Here is a 14,554-nt window from a genome sequence, read left to right as displayed (position 1 = left end):
ATTAGAACAGTCGTTAGAAGAAGTCGCTTCTGATGAAGCCGAAGTCCAGCAACTCTGAGTCCTGCACGGGGGTGAAGTTGTTCACCCGGCCCTTGGCGGTCAGTGGCAGGGGCGGGTCGAGCAGGATGTTGTTCTTGTCGTAACCCTGGCCGATCACCGCGAAGATGATGCCGTTCCAGCCCTTGAGGAAATCGTCGACCTTGTATCGTTTGTGGCCCAGCACCGGATCACCGATGTACACCCAGCCTTTGTCGACTTTCTGCATGACCACGAAGTGCTTGTAGCCGCGCACATCCATTAGCACCACGACGGGAATGCGCACGCTTTGCAGGGTTTCGGGCGCCACCCGGTAACCGCGGGCACGCATCCCCAGGCTTTCGACGTAGTGCTTCATGTCGAGCATCGAGAAGCCTTGCGTGCGCACAAGGTCCTGGTCGGCGTGGGCCAACATGCCTTCGATGATCTGATGTTCGTCCACATCCAGCCAGTAGGCCTGGCGCAGGATGGTTGCCAGCGCGGCGGCGCCGCAGCTGAAGTCGGTCTTTTGTTGCACCAGGTCAGCGAACTTGCGTTCACGCAAGCTCTGGATCGGTTTGAACACCACGGCGCCGCCCGGCAGGACGGACAGGGGCATTTGTGCAGCTTCGCTCACGCTGGCCAGGCACAGCAAAAACGCCAAGGCGAAAATACGCATGATCGGGTGCCTTACGGTGTGTTGAAGAAAGGCCCCCCGAAGGGGGCCTCAAGCACAGCGGTCAGAACGAGGTGTTGGAGATGGCCAGCGAGTTGCTTTGCTGGTTGCCCACACCGGCTGCTACGTTCACGCCCAGGTTACCGCTGCCACCATTCACCGAACCGCTAAGGGTCGCAGTGTTGGTAACTGGGTTGGCCCAGCCGGTCGGGGTCAGCACTTGGAAGGACACAGTATTGCTCAAGTCGTAAGCGCTGCTTTCGCTGTAGCTCTTCGAAACGTCGTTCGAGGATTGTTTCGATTGCTCGCCAGACTTCGAGAAATCGGACGCTGAAGCATTCTCGTACGAAGAGTCGTGAGACTTGGAGTACGAAGAGTCTTTCGACTTGTCATACGCCGATTGATGCGACTTGTCGTAGTTGGAGTCGAATGCTTTCTCGAACGACGAGTCGTATGCACTTTCGTGCGACTTGTCGACCGATGCATCCAGCGACGCACTCAGCGAACCATCGAAGGAGTTGGTGTGGCTGCGCTCGTAACGGCCATAGTCGGTGGTATGGGTACTCGTGGCGTTGGCTGCAGCGTCCAGCGAAGCTGACAGGCTGGCGCTGCTCGACGCGCTGTGGCTGCCGCTGGCAGAGCCACTGGCACCCCAGCCGCTCGAGCCACTTGCGCTCGAGTTGTGGGAGCCGCTGGCGTTGCTGGATTGCGAGCCGCTGGAGTTCCAGCCACTGGAGCCGCTGGAGCTGGCGCTATGCGCACCGGCAAGGCTGAAGCTCGAGGACGAGCTGCGGTCGTCGGACGAGTTGAACGAGCCATCACGCGAGCTTGAACCGCTGGCCGACTTGGTGATGGTAATCGTATCCACACGGTAGGTGCGGTCAGCGCTGTTGTTTACAATCAGGCCTGGGCCGTCCTGATTGGCCGAAGCGGTGGCGGTGGCGTTACCCAACGGGGCGCCGGTGTTGGCGATGGCCATGGTGTTTTTCTGCTGGTTGAGGTCGCCACCGGCAATGTTGATGCCAATGTTGCCCTCAGCCCCGCTGGCTGAACCGCTCATCACAGCCGAAGACTGGGTCGAATAGTTGTCGACCCGGTTGTTTCTGCTGGTTTGCACAACGTCAGCCGTGGCACTGGCCATGCCGAACACGAAGCTGTTGTCCAGGCTCGAGTCGGAGCCTGCGTTGGCAATGGCGGCGGCGTTATCTTGCTGGTTGCCGTTACCGGCCGCCACGTTTATGCCAACGTTGCCGCTGGAGCCGGTGCCAGAGTCACTCATCTCGGCATCGTTGATGGTGCCTTGGTTGGTGATTTGGTTACGCGTGCTGGTTTGGGTATCCCAGGCATTGGCTGTTGCATACACAGGGATCTTGGTGGGTGGAGGCGTGTGATGACCATTGTTATGGTGGCCGTTATGGTGGTCATTACGCCGATCATTTTGCCCAGCTTGTACAGCAACAGCCATGACCGCAGCAATTGCGAAAACCAGAGGCTTGATTGCCATCGAGGGTTTCATGGTGATTCTCCGTACGCTATTAGGTTAAGTGTCGTTCTTAACTGCAGGGTCAATCCGCGACCCGGATGCTCAAGGTGTTGGCCATTCGGTTTCCCACCCCGGCACTCTGGTTCAACTGGATCACCCCCCGGCTACCGGTGAAGGCCTGGTCACTGGTGGTGACCTGGCGATAGCCTGCTGGAATGTCAGTTGCTCCGGAGTTGTTGATCAGCGCCACGTTCTGTTGCATGAGGACGCTGTCGTCGATGCTTTGCGGCTGTGCACCAATGCTGATGTTCAGTGCGTTGGCTTGCTGGGTGTTGGCGCCTGCGCTCTGGTTGATCCCCAGGGCGCCGCTGCCGTTGCTGAAGGCGTTGCCCTGGATGGTCGAGCGGGCGTCCATCGCGGGGTCGGCGGGCGTGTTGAGCCGTTGCCGGATCTGGGTACTTGCATGGGCTTCGGGGCCGACGGCGATGGCACGCGCATTGACCTGCTGCTGTTTGTCGCCAGCGGCCTGGTTGACAGAGAGGTTGCCCTGATAGCGGCTGCCGGAGCTGTCGATATCGGCGTTATTGATGACAGGAACCAGGGATTGCGCGAAGGCCGGTGCAGTGAAAAGGGCGGCCAGCATCAGCAATGTGCGCTTCATCTCACTTGCCCCCGCCGGTCAGAATCTGCAGCGGCGCGAGGCCACGCTGCACGCTTGAGTTGACCATGTTCGAGATTCCGTTACCCGACCCCGTACCGCGTCCGCCCGCCAAGTTGGGAAGCTGGTTCTGGTTGCCGAGGTTGCCACCCAGGTTGTTGGTCTGCTGGGTGATCATGTTGCTGATGCCTGCGCCACTGCTGACGCTGGCGAAGTCGCCATCACTCAGCTCGCTGGTTTGCTTGAGCACGTAGGCCGACGGGTTGGCATTGACGGTGGTAGGGCTTGGGTCTGGGATCAGGGGGGGAATGGTTGCGTTGCGCACCTGCACATCGCGCTTGATGATGATGATCCCCTTGTCCGCCTGAGCCGTCAGGCTTAGTGACCCCAGTACACAACCCACCAGTAATAGGTGATAGAGGCGTTTGTCACTTTTCCTCACGGCGGCAACTCCTTCTTTGGCCCTGGTCAGCAATGCGAACGACAGAGCAGAAGGTGTGCCGCTTTTTAGAATCCTTTTCAGGTCAGATAGTTAGGGCAAGAGGCTGACAAAATACGGCGCTTGCATGTCTCATTAGTGAAACAGCCTGCCTTGAGCGTTGCCGGCAAAGGCAGCAGCAGCCTTGATTGGAAGGGTTTTTGCAAGTGTGTTTCACGCGCTTGACACTGGCCCTGGGCGGGGGGGGAACCCCGCAGTTTCGGGGGGTTTGCCCCAGCGGTATGTATCAGTGGTTTAACACTCGGTCGGGAAGGCTGGCGCATTGCCATCAAGCAGCGTAGCAACTGCTTGCAAGGCCAGCAATTGGCGCTGCGGCCAATTGCCATTAAGGATTTGGCGCGGCTGGTTATGCCGCTTCAGCCAGGCCAGGCTGTCGTCGAAAAAGCGTTGACGATCGCTGAGGTCGGGTTGGCAACGCTGGCCATCGGCAATCCAGTCCACCCCTTGCGGGCTGAGCAACAGGTGCAGGTCATAACGCCGTGCCAGCAGGGCTTCTTCCAGCCAGGTTGGGCAGTCGTCGAACAGCGCGCGGCTCCAAAGCATGTTGCTCAGCAGGTGGGTGTCGAGAATTAGCAGCGGTGGCGCCTGCTCGCGCGCACGGTCCTCCCATGCCAATTGCCCGCGGGCGATGGCGGGAATATCGGCATAGCAGGTGTCACGGCATTGCTGGTCGATGAAGTGGCGCACGTACTCGCCCACCACCACGCCACCAAAATGTGCCTGGATCACCCCGCTAAGCCAGCTTTTGCCACTGGATTCCGGGCCGCACAGTACCAGCACTTTCATGGCTTGTTGCGTACTCATGGCTGTACCAGCGCCGGGTCGCGGCGCCATTCCAGCCAGCCGCGTACAGCAATCAAGGTGAGCACGGCAAAGAAGCCTGCGGTGAAATACAGCTGCTGATGCAGGTATTGGCCCACATAGATGATGTCGACCACGACCCACAGTGGCCAGCACTGCAGGCGTTTCTGTGCCATCCACAGTTGCGCCACCAGGCTGAAGCCGGTCAGGGTGGCGTCCAGCCAGGGCAGGGCGGCATCGGTCCAGTTGGCCATGGCTGCGCCCAGGGCGGCGCTCAGCAGCACCCCGGCGGTCAGGCCGGTGAACAATGCCGGGCGTTGCAGGCGGGAGACCTGGCGGGCGTCTTCAGCGTGGTCGGGGCGTTTCCACTGCCACCAGCCGTACAGTTGCAGGATGGCGTAGGCCACTTGCAGCAACATGCCCGAATACAGCTTTACCTCGTAGAACAGCCAACCATAGATCAGCACCATGACCAGGCCGATAGGCCAGCACCAGGCGTTCTGTTTGACCGTGAGCCAGACAGCGGTTACGCCGAGGACGGCGGCAATGAGTTCAAGGCCGGACATCGGCGATCCTTGGAGGCTACGGGGGAGGGGCGCGATTGTAGCGGGTCGGCCGCGGAAGGTGTAGGGCGCAGCGGCGGGATGCCCCCTGGTAGGAGCGGGTTCACCCGCGAACACCGGCAGCGCCGGTGCCGCCCACCGCGTTGCTTCCTTCGCGGGCATGCCCGCTCCCACAGGCGCAGCGCAGGCCTCAAGGTCACTCGATACCTGCAGGAGCAGGCATGCCCGCTCCCAACAAGGGCTTGTTCTCAGACCCGGAACTGGCGCAACAACTGCTCCAGTTCCACGCTCAACTGCCCCAGCGCCACCCCGGCATCGCTGGACTGACGCGCCGCATCGGCGGTCTGCTGCGACAACCCGGCGGTATCCAGTACATTGCGGTTGATCTCTTCGACCACATGCGACTGCTGCAAGGTGGCGCTGGCGATGGAGGCATTCAATGCGGTGAGGTTGTTGAGTACCTGGTTGATGGCGTCCAGGCTGGCGCCGGCCTCGCGTGCCTGTTCGACGGTCTGGCGCGATGCCTCGCTGCTGGTATCGATGGCCTTGACCGCAGCGTCCGACTGGCTCTGCAGGTGCTCGATCATGGTATGAATCTCGGCCGTCGATTGGGCTGTACGCTGGGCCAGCAGTCGCACTTCGTCGGCGACTACGGCAAAGCCTCGGCCTTGCTCGCCGGCCCGCGCCGCCTCGATGGCAGCATTCAGCGCCAGCAGGTTGGTCTGTTCGGCAATGGAACGAATCACGTCCAGCACGCCGCCAATGCGTGTGCTGTGCCCGGCCAGGTCGCGAATCACCTGTACGGCCTGATCGATGGTCAGCGACAGGCGGTCGATCTGCGCCAGGCTGCCGTGGATGGCCTGCTGGCCGTGGGTCACCTGCTGTTGTGCCGTGCGCATCTCTCCGGCGGCCTGTTCAGCGGTCTTGGCCACGTCCTGCACGGCGTAGGTCACCTCATTGACTGCAGTGGCCACCTGGTCCATCTGTAGCGATTGCTGGGCACTGCGCTGTTGTGCGGCACCCGCATTGTCACCGACGTGCCCGGCGGACTGGGCCAGCGCGTGGGCCGCGCCTTGCAGTTGGCCGACTACGCCTTGGAGTTTTCCGTTGAAACGGTTGAAGTGCTCGCCCAGGTGGGTGATTTCGTCGCTGCCATGGGTGTCCAGGCGCCGGGTCAGGTCGCTTTCGCCGCTGGCGATGTTGCCCATGGCCTGCACCGCTTCCTGCAGCGGGCGGGCGATGCTGCGGGCAATCAGCATGACCACCAGCGCCATCAGCAGGGCAATGCCGACGCCGACCAGCGAAGCGTCGCGCAACTGGCGAGCAAATTCGGCCTGCACATCATCCACATACACGCCCGAACCGATGATCCAGCCCCACGGCTTGAACAGCTGAATGTAGGAAGTCTTGGCTACCGGCTCACTGGCGCCGGGCTTGGGCCAGCGATAGTTGACGGGGCCGGCGTCCTGCTGACGGGCGAGGGCGACCATTTCGTTGAACACGGCGAAACCATCGGGGTCACGGATAGCTGAAAGGTCCTGGCCGTCGAGCTTGGGGTTGGCCGGATGCATGATCATCTTCGGCCCCAGGTCGTTGATCCAGAAATAGTCGTCATGGTCGTAGCGCAGCGCGCGCACGACCTGCAGTGCCTGTTGCTGGGCGGCTTCGCGGCTGAGCGTGCCGGCAGCTTCCAGGCCTTGGTAATAGGCCAACACACCTGCGGCGGTCTGCACCACATGGCGGGTTTTCTCCGCCTTGGCCTGGTACAGATCACCATGGATCTGCCGCAGCATCAGCAGGCCCAGTACCACCAGCATGGCTACCGCTACTACAAGGATCAGCCACAGGCGCCGACTGATTGACATCGATCTCAGAGTGTTCATCCATCAGCTCCCGCATTGTTCTTTTTATTGAGGTGCATCGAAGCATGCTTTGCAGCGGGCCCCCACCCGACTAATGGCTAAGTGCTATGTTGGTGATAGTCTGCCGCAGATCGCGTAAAGCGATTGCAAAGGGGCTCTGTCAGGATTTCGGCCGCGCAAGATGAAACCTTTAACAGGCGTGAACTTTTCCACTGGCGTTGCGCCCAACAGTCGCTGTAAAACAGCCGGGCCATGTACGGCAATCTCAAGCAAATCAAGAACAAGGGGCCTGCAACAAGCAGCGCTTCATCCGGGGGAATGATGGATTTTTGGACTGCCTTCCAGGCAATCATCTTGGGCGTGGTCGAAGGGCTGACGGAGTTTCTGCCGATCTCCAGTACGGGCCATCAGATTATCGTCGCCGACCTGATCGGTTTCGGCGGCGAACGGGCCATGGCTTTCAACATCATCATTCAGTTGGCGGCGATCCTGGCGGTGGTGTGGGAGTTTCGCAGCAAGATTTTCGAAGTGGTCTTCGGCCTGACCCGCCAGCCCAAGGCCCGCCGCTTCACGGGCAACCTGCTGTTGGCGTTTATGCCGGCGGTGATACTGGGGGTGCTTTTTGCTGACCTTATTCACGAATACCTGTTCAACCCCGTCACCGTGGCGGCGGCACTGGTGGTGGGTGGCGTCATCATGCTCTGGGCCGAGCGCCGTGAGCACCGCGTGCAGGTAGACCATGTGGACGACATGCGCTGGAGCCATGCGCTGAAAATCGGCTTCGTCCAGTGCCTGGCGATGATCCCGGGCACGTCGCGCTCCGGTTCGACCATCATCGGTGGCCTGCTGTTCGGCCTGTCGCGCAAGGCAGCGACCGAGTTCTCGTTCTTCCTGGCAATGCCGACCATGGTCGGTGCGGCGGTGTATTCGGGCTACAAGTACCGCGACCTGTTCCAGCCCGGCGATCTGCCGGTGTTTGCGATCGGCTTCGTGACCTCGTTCATCTTCGCCATGATCGCCGTACGGGCGTTGCTCAAGTTCATTGCCAACCATAGCTACGCGGCATTTGCCTGGTATCGCATTGTGTTCGGCTTGCTCATTCTGGCGACCTGGCAGTTTGGTTGGGTTGACTGGTCCACAGCTCATGGCTGAGGCAATGCGCGGGCAACGGGCTGAAGGCGTGCGCAATGTGCGCCTGAAGCTGCTGCTGTTGGGCGTGCTATGCCTGTTGCCCGGTTTGGGGGCGGCGCGCATGGCCTGGAACGATCAGACCTGGTGGCCGTTGGCGTTGTACCCGGCCATGAGCCTGATCAGCCTGTTGCTGTATTGGCAGGACAAGCAGCAGGCACGTACGCAGGCCTGGCGTACACCCGAGAAAGTGCTGCATGCCAGTGAGCTGCTCGGTGGTTGGCCGGGGGCGTTATTGGCGCAGCAACTGTTTCGGCACAAGACCCGCAAGGTCTCGTTCCAGTTGGTGTGCTGGGGGATTGTGCTGGTGCACCAGGTGTTCTGGGCAGACTGGCTGTTTCTTGAGGGGCGTTATCTGCCCTTTGGTTGATGTGCAATTGTACCGGCCTCTTCGTGGGTAAAGCCGCGAAAGGGCCGGCACAGCCAGATCACATGACCAACCCCACCTGCAAGCGCTTGGGCAACCGACGCACTACCAACTGGTGCGAGCGCTGCAACAGGTCACACAGTTCATCACGCCCCATGGGGTAGGGCGGCGCCATGCTGACCCATCGCGCCCGCGCCAGGTAGGGTGCTGGCCGTATCCCGGGGCGATCGCAATAACCCAGAAACAGCTCGTCGGTCACCTTGAATGACAACCCGGCACCCGCCAGGTCGAGCACCGCGAACATCTTGTTTTCTGCCACCGAAAACACTCGGATGCCGCCCCATTTGTAGTCTTCCCGCGCACCCGGCAGGCTCAGGCAAAATGCCGCCACCTGGGCTTCGCTCATCTTCCGTTCAGACATACCGCTCTCCACAAGCCTCGAATGACGCCGCCAGGTGATCGATCCACACCCGGACCGCAGGCAGAAGGCCACGCCGGTGTGGGTAAACCGCCTGCAGGTAGCCACCCGGCAGCGACCAGTCTGGCAGCAAGCGCACCAGTTCGCCGCGTTCCAGTTCCTCTTCACAAAACATGCTGGGCAGCGCAGTGAACCCCAGACCGGCACGTACAGCTGCGTTACGTACTACGAAATCATCGATCGCCAAGCGCGGCTCCAGCGCTATTTCCTGCTGCTTGCCATGGGGGCCGATCAGGCGAAAGTGTACCAGTCGGTCTGCTTCGGCTGCGCCCAGCACTGGCAATGATGCCAACTCGCCCGGTTCGCGAATGTGGTCGGCAAAGCCGGGCGCGGCCACCAGTTGCATCTGTGCCTGGCGCAGGCGGCGGGTAACCAGGGCCGGGTCTTCGTCGCCCAGGTCGCGTACGCGCAACGCTACGTCAATGCCTTCGGAAATCAGGTCGACCCGGCGGTTGAGCAATACCATGTCCAGTTGCACCAGCGGGTACTGCTCGAGAAAGCGGCTGATCACATCCGGCAGGAAGGCGTGTGCCAGTGCCACCGGGCAGGAAACCCGTAAACGCCCGCGCGGCTCACTGCTCATGCTGGCCACGGTTTCGTCGGCGGCTTCGGCCTCCAGCAGCATGGCCTGACAATGATGCAAGTAACGTTCACCTACTGCGGTGAGCTTGAGTTGCCGTGTGGTGCGCTGCAACAGACGTGTGCCCAGGCGCTCTTCAAGCTCGGCGATACGCCGCGACAGGCGCGACTTGGGGATACCCAGCTGGCGCCCGGCGGCGGCGAATCCGCCGGCTTCGACGACGCGCGCGAAATAGAAGAGGTCGTTGAGGTCTTGCATGGGAATGTCTCACTGTTCCATCTGTGGGACAAACTAACGCATTTTCGCTTACTTATCAGCTATTGGTCACTTCGGTAGGATCTACCCCATCGTGATCGCCCACAGATGCGGTCTTCAATCACAGGAGAGTCCCATGAAACTGTTGCACATCGATTCGAGCATCCTGGGCGACAATTCCGCCTCGCGCCAGTTGAGCCGTGAAGTGGTCGAAGCCTGGAAGGCTGCAGACCCGAGCGTTGAAGTGATTTACCGCGACCTGGCTGCCGATGCCATTGCCCACTTCTCCGCCGCCACCCTGTTGGCTGCAGGCACCCCTGAAGACGTACGCGACGCGGCCCAGGCTTTCGAAGCCAAGCTCAGCGCAGAGACGCTCGAAGAGTTCCTGGCTGCCGATGCCGTGGTAATTGGCGCGCCAATGTACAACTTCACCGTGCCGACCCAGCTAAAAGCCTGGATTGACCGTGTGGCCGTCGCCGGCAAGACATTCCGTTACACTGAAGCAGGCCCGGAAGGCCTGTGCGGCAACAAGAAAGTGGTGCTGGTTTCCACCGCGGGTGGCCTGCACGCTGGCCAGCCGACCGGCGCCGGGCATGAAGATTTCCTGAAAGTGTTCCTGGGCTTCATTGGGATTACCGACCTGGAAATTGTCCGCGCCCACGGCCTGGCCTATGGCCCGGAGCAGCGCAGCCAGGCGATCGATGCTGCACAGGCGCAGATCGCCAACGAGCTGTTTGCTGCTGCCTGATCAAGGGAGCGGTTGGTTGCAGGCGTGGCCTTGTCGAAGCACAAGGCCACTCCAACCTGTAGAAGCGTTCAGGCCACCGGGATAAGCGGATCAGCTGCCGCCAGGGCCGCTGCCCGGTCAGCCGCTGGCGGATAAATCCACACTGAATTGATCTGGCGCTTCAGCGCCTTGGCTTCGGTCTTGTCCTCCGGTGGCGAAACCTCACGGTCCCATCCTTCGGTGTACACCGCGCCCCAGGCCCCCAGGTCCAGGCACGTCACGTACTTGGGCTGGCTATAAGCCATTGGTGCCACGCCCAGCAACTCGGCAGCGGCATTGTTGCCCGCATGGCGCCCCAGCGGAATAGCATGCTGGCACGACATTACGGCATGATTGCCAAGCGCGTCACAGGTGGCGTAAGCCACGTCTCCAGCTGCATACACGGCCTCATTGCCCTTGACCTTCAGGTTGCCATCGACATGCAAACGGCCGCGATTGTCGCGCTCGCCGCTGATCTGTTCGGTGAGCGGGTTGGCCTTGAAGCCAACAGTCCAGACCACCGTGCTGGCGTCGATACGCTGGCCGTTGTCCAGCTGTACACCGGCAGGGTCTACCGAAACCACCGTGGCACCGCAAACCCACTCCACGCCCAGGGCCTCGCACGCCTGCTCGATGGCTGGGCGGATGCCGTCACCCAGGGCTGCGCCAATCCTGGCGCCGCGGTCGATTACCACTACGCGCAACGCGGCGTCTTCGCCCAGTATCGCGCGCAAGCGGGCCGGCAGTTCGGTGGCCGTTTCGATGCCGGTAAAACCGCCCCCGGCTACCACCACGGTATTGCGTGCCGGCGTGTTCGGCAGGCTGGCCAGCGACTTCAGGTGGTTTTCCAGGCGTGCGGCACTGTCGAGCTTGTCGACATCGAAGACATGCTCGATGCCAACCATGTCAGGGCGATCGAGCACACTGCCGCAGGCCATGATCAGGCGGTCGTAGGGCAGGGCGCACCGAGTGCCACTGCGGGTGCGATAGCCCACGCGGCGGGCCGCTTCATCAATGTGGTATGCCGTGCCCGGCACGAAGCGGACATTGACCGCATCGAACAGCGCCAGCAGTGGTGCGGCCTTGGTATGCACGTCTGGCTCGTAGAAGCGCGGACGCACATGCAGTTCAGCCTGGGGCGCGAGCAAGGTGACCTCGACGTCCTTGCTGGCGTTGAGGTCAAGCTGGCGGATGGCGCTGAGCGCGCTCCACAGGCCGGCAAAGCCCGCACCAATGATCAGGATCTGCTTCATGGTTGTGCTCCTTAGAAGTTCGGTGGACAAGGTAGCCCGTATTGCCGGTCAACGGTGTTACCAGTGCTTGCTGGAGTGCTTCAGAATGTTGGCGGCGTGATCACCCAGATCACCACGGCATCCACTTCACCGGGGTTGCCGTAGCGATGAGGTTCCTGGCTCGAGAAGCTGAAGCTGTCGCCTTCACTCAGTTGGAAATGCCGCAGGCGCGCACGTCTTCGACCTAGCCGCGTTCGGTCTTGTTCTGCATCGACGGATCGCAGATCAGCGCCTGGGTCATGCTGCACGCATCAGCCTGGCCGCGAGCCAGGATCAGCCCGGCTTCCTGGGCCTGATCCATTCGCCCGGTGAACGATCAGGCTGATGCCGCCGGCAGCGCGGTCGCGCTGGTAGGCGACCAGGTTGTTGGCGGGCAGGCAGGTATCGCCCGGTGGACATGATGCGGTTTTTCAAGTGTCTGCCGCGGACCTGCAGGCCTCGAACAGGTGAAGGAAGGCAGTCTGCATCAGCCGACAGCGGGCGGAACAGTCACTGTAGTGCAACCATTGGTTTCAACTGTGCTGGTCCGTTTTTATGGAATGCCTTTATGCTGTAACGAAATATGTCTAAAAAGCCTGCAGAAGGAAGTCGCAATGCCACTCAAGGACCTGCTTATCGCCCTGGTGGTGATTGTCGCCTGGGGAGTCAACTTTGTGGTCATCAAGGTTGGCCTCGACGGGCTGCCGCCGATGCTGCTGGGGGCATTGCGTTTCTTGCTGGTGGCGTTTCCGGCGATCTTGCTGGTCAGGCGGCCCAAACTGCCATGGCGCTGGCTGATCGCTTACGGTGCGACCATTTCACTGGGCCAGTTCGCGTTCCTGTTTCAGGCCATGTACAGCGGCATGCCGCCAGGGTTGGCTTCTTTGATCCTGCAGTCGCAAGCTTTCTTCACCCTCGGTTTTGCTGCGTTGTTTCTCGGTGAGCGGCTGCGCCTGGCCAGCGTGCTGGGGCTGCTGGTGGCGGCCGGCGGCCTGGCACTGATCGGCAGCGAAGATGGCGGCCATGTGCCCATGCTGGCGTTGGTGCTGACCCTGTGTGGCGGTGCAATGTGGGGCCTGGGGAACATCATTACCCGGCGGTTCGGCTCGGTCGACCTGGTCGCATTGGTAATCTGGGGTGGGCTGATACCGCCACTGCCATTCCTGGCGCTGTCCTGGTGGCTGGAAGGCCCCGAGCGCATTGGCCATGCCTTGGCCAATATCAGTTGGAGTTCGGTGCTGGCCCTGGCGTATCTGGCCTTTGTGGCCACCATGCTCGGCTACAGCCTGTGGAGCAAGTTGCTGTCGCGTCACCCGGCAGGCAAGGTGGCGCCGTTCTCGCTGCTGGTACCGGTGATTGGCCTGAGTTCGTCGGCTTTGCTGCTGGGAGAGCGCCTGACCGCCACGCAAGGCTGGGGCGCATTGCTGGTGATGGCCGGCCTGCTGGTGAATGTATTCGGTGCGCGCATCGGTCAGCGCTTGCGGGCTGCCAACGCGTAGGCGCTTAAATCTGCTGATCTGCGCTCTGTTAGAATCGGCCTCTTTTTGTCAGGCCAACGGAGCGCATCCATGATCATTTCCACCACCAGCCAGCTCGAAGGCCGCCCGATTGCCGAATACCTGGGCGTGGTCAGTTCCGAATCGGTGCAGGGCATCAACTTCGTGCGCGATTTCTTTACACGGTTTCGCGACTTCTTCGGCGGTCGTTCGCAAACCCTGGAAAGCGCGTTGCGCGAGGCCCGGGAGCAGGCCACGGAAGAACTCAAGGCCCGGGCACGACAGTTGCAAGCCGATGCGGTAGTGGGGGTGGACTTTGAGATCAGCATGCCGTCGGTACAGGGTGGCATGGTCGTGGTATTTGCTACCGGCACGGCAGTACGCCTGAGGTAAAGCCTTCTGCCATTGGTCGGCTACAAGGTTCTTGTCCGGTCGGTCCGCAAATGACCAGCTAGTCTCACTCTCACAGGCCGCGTTTCCTGGGCAACTTGTCTGGTTGCCGGCGCGACCGCCACTGGAGGGACACTGGGCATGAGCGAATCCTTTTTCGAAGACCTGAACGATGCGTTCCCGATCAACAGCCAGGTGCGTTGCGGCCAGGCGGCATTTCGCCTGGGTTTCGCCCACATGACGCTGGATGATTCCGAACAGCTCCAGCCTGCACATTTGCAGCGCAGCAAAAAAGGCCGCTTCATGCCGCGGGTACCGATCAAGAAGTGATCCCGCGCCTGCACACGCCCCCCGCCCAACGGCGGGGTTTTTATTGCCATTCGTTGATCCGCCTCATGGTATTGCCCGGTAGCGCTCGCCGGATGGCTCGGCCTGTGGTCTTCTGGCGCGGCATTCCAGCGACGGAGGATTGAATGCTCATGCGAGTCAGGGAAGAAACCTATTGGCAGTGGGCCGACGCACAGTTGCACAGCCGCTGCCACGACGAAGCACTCAGCGACGGCACCACACTGGACGTGCAGGTGCGCTTGTCGCGCCTGGGGGCGACGCAGTTGTTTCTGGGGGTGTATGCCGGGGATGGGCGGGCGGTGCTGGAAGAGTATTACCCTGCGCTGCCGGGCGAGACCATGACCCGTGCGCTGGTGTGGGGTGTCGACCGCGCCCGGGCGATGGCAACGGGCGCCTTGCCTTTGCCGGAAACCCGCTTGCAGCGGCGCCAGGCATGAAAAAGCCCGGCCTGTGCGGGCCGGGCTCTGGTAAGGGTGCGAACCCTCAATTTAGCGGTTCGATCACCTTGACTGCCTGCTGCTCACGGGCAGCGGGCCATTCTTGTTGCAGGGTCTGCAGCACGCGGCCAACGAATTCGGTGTCGGCGGCGGCTTTCTTGCCGACGTAGCCCTGGCCACGACGGTAGACCTTGAAGCGGGCACGCATGCTGGGCAGGTGCTCTTCAAATTCATCTTCGACGGTGTTCGGTGGCAGGCGGTCGAGGCGCACTTCACCGGTTTGGCTAACCCACAGCAGGTGGTCGTCAAGGCTGTCCTTGCGCACGGCAAACAGCTGGGCCAATTGGTCGATAGTCGGATTGTTGTTCAAGTTCATCATAAAGCCCCCATTACCCATTCATAGGTGATTTTCACAGTTGGC

General features: G+C 61.4%; 18 protein-coding genes and 1 pseudogene. 7 read left to right on the top strand and 12 right to left on the bottom strand.

Annotated features, from left to right (window positions below; all coding sequences use genetic code 11):
• Nucleotides 1-13: 13 nt before the first annotated feature.
• The 7 genes from ACF8EA_RS12750 to mcpP form a co-directional block, all read right to left on the bottom strand.
• Nucleotides 14-694, bottom strand: coding sequence for a C39 family peptidase (locus ACF8EA_RS12750; protein WP_252458519.1), 681 nt, complete (start codon nucleotides 692-694; stop codon nucleotides 14-16).
• A 61-nt stretch (nucleotides 695-755) separates the two neighbouring features.
• On the bottom strand, nucleotides 756-2,207 hold the full coding sequence (locus tag ACF8EA_RS12745; RefSeq protein ID WP_392522189.1) for a heme utilization protein: 1,452 nt from the start codon (nucleotides 2,205-2,207) through the stop codon (nucleotides 756-758).
• 49 nt (nucleotides 2,208-2,256) lie between these two features.
• Nucleotides 2,257-2,835, bottom strand: a complete 579-nt coding sequence (locus ACF8EA_RS12740; RefSeq protein WP_392522187.1) for an adhesin — start codon at nucleotides 2,833-2,835, stop codon at nucleotides 2,257-2,259.
• Between the two features lies 1 nt (nucleotide 2,836).
• A complete protein-coding gene (locus ACF8EA_RS12735) occupies nucleotides 2,837-3,274 on the bottom strand; it encodes a hypothetical protein (protein ID WP_021782350.1) in 438 nt (145 codons plus the stop codon).
• Between the two features lie 291 nt (nucleotides 3,275-3,565).
• On the bottom strand, nucleotides 3,566-4,135 hold the full coding sequence (locus tag ACF8EA_RS12730; protein ID WP_392522185.1) for an AAA family ATPase: 570 nt from the start codon (nucleotides 4,133-4,135) through the stop codon (nucleotides 3,566-3,568).
• Nucleotides 4,132-4,698, bottom strand: a complete 567-nt coding sequence (pnuC, locus tag ACF8EA_RS12725) for a nicotinamide riboside transporter PnuC (RefSeq protein WP_021782352.1) — start codon at nucleotides 4,696-4,698, stop codon at nucleotides 4,132-4,134. The genes ACF8EA_RS12730 and pnuC overlap by 4 nt, the downstream gene beginning before the upstream one ends.
• A gap of 245 nt (nucleotides 4,699-4,943) precedes the next feature.
• On the bottom strand, nucleotides 4,944-6,578 hold the full coding sequence (mcpP, locus tag ACF8EA_RS12720) for a methyl-accepting chemotaxis protein McpP (RefSeq protein ID WP_021782353.1): 1,635 nt from the start codon (nucleotides 6,576-6,578) through the stop codon (nucleotides 4,944-4,946).
• Nucleotides 6,579-6,878: 300 nt separating this feature from the next.
• Here mcpP and ACF8EA_RS12715 point away from each other — a divergent pair, with 300 nt between their 5' ends.
• Nucleotides 6,879-7,709, top strand: a complete 831-nt coding sequence (locus ACF8EA_RS12715) for an undecaprenyl-diphosphate phosphatase (protein ID WP_392522183.1) — start codon at nucleotides 6,879-6,881, stop codon at nucleotides 7,707-7,709.
• Complete coding sequence (locus ACF8EA_RS12710; protein WP_252458526.1) at nucleotides 7,702-8,115, top strand: DUF1294 domain-containing protein; 414 nt, start codon at nucleotides 7,702-7,704, stop codon at nucleotides 8,113-8,115. Before ACF8EA_RS12715 ends, ACF8EA_RS12710 begins: the two co-directional genes overlap by 8 nt.
• Before the next feature lie 58 nt (nucleotides 8,116-8,173).
• On the opposite strand, the gene ACF8EA_RS12705 is transcribed toward ACF8EA_RS12710, so the two are convergent.
• Together ACF8EA_RS12705 and ACF8EA_RS12700 are read right to left on the bottom strand one after the other, a co-directional pair.
• A complete protein-coding gene (locus tag ACF8EA_RS12705) occupies nucleotides 8,174-8,533 on the bottom strand; it encodes an MmcQ/YjbR family DNA-binding protein (protein ID WP_392522181.1) in 360 nt (119 codons plus the stop codon).
• Nucleotides 8,526-9,428 carry a LysR substrate-binding domain-containing protein gene (locus ACF8EA_RS12700; protein ID WP_021782357.1) on the bottom strand — a complete coding sequence of 301 codons (903 nt, stop codon included), beginning with the start codon at nucleotides 9,426-9,428 and terminating at the stop codon, nucleotides 8,526-8,528. The genes ACF8EA_RS12705 and ACF8EA_RS12700 overlap by 8 nt, the downstream gene beginning before the upstream one ends.
• 133 nt (nucleotides 9,429-9,561) lie before the next feature.
• Between ACF8EA_RS12700 and ACF8EA_RS12695 the strand changes: the two genes are divergently transcribed.
• Nucleotides 9,562-10,173 (top strand): FMN-dependent NADH-azoreductase, encoded by a 612-nt coding sequence (locus ACF8EA_RS12695; RefSeq protein ID WP_392522180.1) that lies wholly within the window; start codon nucleotides 9,562-9,564, stop codon nucleotides 10,171-10,173.
• Nucleotides 10,174-10,241: 68 nt separating this feature from the next.
• On the opposite strand, the gene ACF8EA_RS12690 is transcribed toward ACF8EA_RS12695, so the two are convergent.
• Nucleotides 10,242-11,444, bottom strand: a complete 1,203-nt coding sequence (locus ACF8EA_RS12690) for an NAD(P)/FAD-dependent oxidoreductase (RefSeq protein WP_392522178.1) — start codon at nucleotides 11,442-11,444, stop codon at nucleotides 10,242-10,244.
• A gap of 80 nt (nucleotides 11,445-11,524) precedes the next feature.
• Nucleotides 11,525-11,647, bottom strand: a pseudogene (locus tag ACF8EA_RS12685) (cupin domain-containing protein); the annotation flags it as partial.
• 429 nt (nucleotides 11,648-12,076) lie between these two features.
• Here ACF8EA_RS12685 and ACF8EA_RS12680 point away from each other — a divergent pair.
• The 4 genes from ACF8EA_RS12680 (at nucleotide 12,077) to ACF8EA_RS12665 (ending at nucleotide 14,133) form a co-directional block, all read left to right on the top strand.
• Entirely contained in the window at nucleotides 12,077-12,961 is an 885-nt protein-coding gene (locus ACF8EA_RS12680; protein WP_003253899.1) for an EamA family transporter, read from the top strand.
• A 69-nt stretch (nucleotides 12,962-13,030) separates the two neighbouring features.
• Nucleotides 13,031-13,351, top strand: a complete 321-nt coding sequence (locus tag ACF8EA_RS12675) for a YbjQ family protein (protein ID WP_021782364.1) — start codon at nucleotides 13,031-13,033, stop codon at nucleotides 13,349-13,351.
• Between the two features lie 138 nt (nucleotides 13,352-13,489).
• Nucleotides 13,490-13,678 (top strand): hypothetical protein, encoded by a 189-nt coding sequence (locus tag ACF8EA_RS12670; protein WP_021782365.1) that lies wholly within the window; start codon nucleotides 13,490-13,492, stop codon nucleotides 13,676-13,678.
• 143 nt (nucleotides 13,679-13,821) lie between these two features.
• Entirely contained in the window at nucleotides 13,822-14,133 is a 312-nt protein-coding gene (locus ACF8EA_RS12665) for a hypothetical protein (protein WP_021782366.1), read from the top strand.
• A 46-nt stretch (nucleotides 14,134-14,179) separates the two neighbouring features.
• Here the strand turns inward: ACF8EA_RS12665 and ACF8EA_RS12660 are convergent, their stop codons facing one another.
• Nucleotides 14,180-14,512, bottom strand: a complete 333-nt coding sequence (locus ACF8EA_RS12660) for a hypothetical protein (RefSeq protein ID WP_003253895.1) — start codon at nucleotides 14,510-14,512, stop codon at nucleotides 14,180-14,182.
• Nucleotides 14,513-14,554: the final 42 nt, after the last annotated feature.

The sequence above is a fragment of the Pseudomonas sp. YQ_5 genome, assembly GCF_043103305.1.
Lineage (GTDB): Bacteria > Pseudomonadota > Gammaproteobacteria > Pseudomonadales > Pseudomonadaceae > Aquipseudomonas > Aquipseudomonas putida_Y.
Note: the sequence above shows the minus strand (reverse complement) of the source record. Positions and strands in the feature narration are given on the sequence as shown.

Coding starts and splice junctions, on each gene's coding strand:
- ACF8EA_RS12750 (WP_252458519.1), bottom strand. CDS start 694: ATGCGTATTTTCGCCTTGGCGTTTTTGCTGTGCCTGGCCAGCGTGAGC.
- ACF8EA_RS12745 (WP_392522189.1), bottom strand. CDS start 2,207: ATGAAACCCTCGATGGCAATCAAGCCTCTGGTTTTCGCAATTGCTGCG.
- ACF8EA_RS12740 (WP_392522187.1), bottom strand. CDS start 2,835: ATGAAGCGCACATTGCTGATGCTGGCCGCCCTTTTCACTGCACCGGCC.
- ACF8EA_RS12730 (WP_392522185.1), bottom strand. CDS start 4,135: ATGAGTACGCAACAAGCCATGAAAGTGCTGGTACTGTGCGGCCCGGAA.
- pnuC (WP_021782352.1), bottom strand. CDS start 4,698: ATGTCCGGCCTTGAACTCATTGCCGCCGTCCTCGGCGTAACCGCTGTC.
- mcpP (WP_021782353.1), bottom strand. CDS start 6,578: ATGAACACTCTGAGATCGATGTCAATCAGTCGGCGCCTGTGGCTGATC.
- ACF8EA_RS12715 (WP_392522183.1), top strand. CDS start 6,879: ATGGATTTTTGGACTGCCTTCCAGGCAATCATCTTGGGCGTGGTCGAA.
- ACF8EA_RS12710 (WP_252458526.1), top strand. CDS start 7,702: ATGGCTGAGGCAATGCGCGGGCAACGGGCTGAAGGCGTGCGCAATGTG.
- ACF8EA_RS12705 (WP_392522181.1), bottom strand. CDS start 8,533: ATGTCTGAACGGAAGATGAGCGAAGCCCAGGTGGCGGCATTTTGCCTG.
- ACF8EA_RS12700 (WP_021782357.1), bottom strand. CDS start 9,428: ATGCAAGACCTCAACGACCTCTTCTATTTCGCGCGCGTCGTCGAAGCC.
- ACF8EA_RS12695 (WP_392522180.1), top strand. CDS start 9,562: ATGAAACTGTTGCACATCGATTCGAGCATCCTGGGCGACAATTCCGCC.
- ACF8EA_RS12690 (WP_392522178.1), bottom strand. CDS start 11,444: ATGAAGCAGATCCTGATCATTGGTGCGGGCTTTGCCGGCCTGTGGAGC.
- ACF8EA_RS12680 (WP_003253899.1), top strand. CDS start 12,077: ATGCCACTCAAGGACCTGCTTATCGCCCTGGTGGTGATTGTCGCCTGG.
- ACF8EA_RS12675 (WP_021782364.1), top strand. CDS start 13,031: ATGATCATTTCCACCACCAGCCAGCTCGAAGGCCGCCCGATTGCCGAA.
- ACF8EA_RS12670 (WP_021782365.1), top strand. CDS start 13,490: ATGAGCGAATCCTTTTTCGAAGACCTGAACGATGCGTTCCCGATCAAC.
- ACF8EA_RS12665 (WP_021782366.1), top strand. CDS start 13,822: ATGCTCATGCGAGTCAGGGAAGAAACCTATTGGCAGTGGGCCGACGCA.
- ACF8EA_RS12660 (WP_003253895.1), bottom strand. CDS start 14,512: ATGATGAACTTGAACAACAATCCGACTATCGACCAATTGGCCCAGCTG.